The organism is Moorena sp. SIO3I6, assembly GCF_010672095.1.
Map to the genome: position 1 here is coordinate 1 of NZ_JAAHHU010001035.1, position 1,767 is coordinate 1,767.

Annotated in this window: 2 protein-coding genes; both read left to right on the forward strand. The window is 44.3% G+C overall.

The window, feature by feature from the left end:
* Positions 1 to 336 (forward strand): hypothetical protein (locus F6K49_RS45800; RefSeq protein ID WP_293108931.1); only part of this gene is annotated, 336 nt, incomplete at its 5' end.
* Between the two features lie 283 nt (positions 337 to 619).
* Positions 620 to 1,767, forward strand: a 1,148-nt coding sequence (locus F6K49_RS45805) for a pyridoxal-dependent decarboxylase (RefSeq protein WP_293108934.1), incomplete at its 3' end; no start/stop codon positions are given.

Below are 1,767 nucleotides of genomic sequence, written 5' to 3' on the forward strand. Positions count from 1 at the left end.
CATGACTTTCGTGTAGCACTCCTCAACGGGGAAATTGTTCACTCTATAGTACGTACTCCAGCTTCAGGAAAATTAGTAGCATCCGTGACTGAAGGAGGCGAGATGCGTGTTGTAGAAATAGAGCTTATCCCTAGCAGTGTCTTAGATCTAGTCGAACAAATTGAAAAACATATGGTACAGTACGGTAACCGGTTTTATGGCATTGATCTTGCCCTAGTTAACGGTCAACCGAAAATCATCGAGCTTAATTCTCGTGTTAGCATTTGGGACAATCAACAACATGAAGTATTCGCTAGCACGAAGAGAAAACTTGCCGAAGTTTTGGTATCACTTTGATACTTGGGTAGGGTGCGTTAGGGACGGGCGATCCCTCATTTTCTCGGTAGCCATTGTTCGGATAGTCCGTCCCGTAACGCACCACTAGCTCAAACAGCAAAAATGAGATGCACCCGTTAGGGACGGGCGATCCCTCATTTTATGCTTCGTCGTCACCGTTGGGACAGCACGCCCGAAAATTGTAACGGGCAAGATGCCCATTCCACCCACCGGGTCAAACAGCTTTTAGGATATGCACCCTTATCAATTCCACCAAATCAGCAATTATACTAAATATTAAATTATGATCGAGTTTGAAAAAATAATCAACTTAACTGTTGATAAACTCCTTAAATATTTGCAGGAAAATCAAAATACCGACACCAAGGTAATAGATTATAAAAACCCTCAAACCCTTAAGGAAAAACTCGATTTAAGCTTACCAGAAAACGGAGTTCCCTTAGCCGATTTAATTCCGATTATTGAATCGTACCTCGACCACAGCGTGCGGACTAGTAGCCACAAATTTTTCAACCAGCTTTGGGGTGGATTTGAGATAACTGGATTATTAGCAGAAATGGTAACTAGTACTGCTAATACTTCTATGTATACCTATGAAGTTGCTCCAGTAGCCACGCTAATAGAGATTAAATTGATTGAGGCTCTCAACGACTTGATCGGTTTTCCTCAAGGTGAGGGATTGATGGTTACAGGAGGGAGTAATGCTAATCTGATCGCCATGCTTTGTGCGCGACACAAACTCCTACCCGAAGCCAAAAACAAGGGATTGGGAAATCACCAGCTAGCAGCATTCATCTCCGATCAGGCTCACTATTCCTTTTTCAAAGCCGCAAATTTGTTGGGCATGGGGATAGACAATGTAGTCAAAGTCAAATCCGATCATGAGCAGCGCATGTGCCCGCAACAATTAGACGCTGCTATTCAACAAAGCCTAAGTGAAGGAAAAACACCTTTCTTTGTGACAGCTACTGCGGGCACTACCGTTGCCGGTGCATTCGATCCGTTGCCCTCAATTGCAGAAATTACCAGCAAATATGGACTCTGGCTACATGTGGATGGGTCTTGGGGTGCTCCGGTTTTGTTCAGCAACCAGCACAAGCATCTGTTGCAAGGTAGCTCCTTAGCAGATTCTTTTACTTGGGATGCTCACAAACTCATGGGCGTGCCCTTGATTTGTTCAGCTATTCTAGTTAAACAACCAGGGACTTTATTGGAAGCTTGTTCTAGTCAAGGTACCCACTATATCTTCCACGATGATGAAGATAGTGCCTATAATCTCGGAACTATGTCCTTGCAGTGTGGGCGGAAAGTAGATGCCCTTAAGCTGTGGCTAGCCTGGAAATACTATGGCCAAAATGGTTATGAAGCACGGGTTGACCGCTTGTTTGAACTCGCTAGCTACGCGGCGGACTATATTCGCAATTGTGAGAA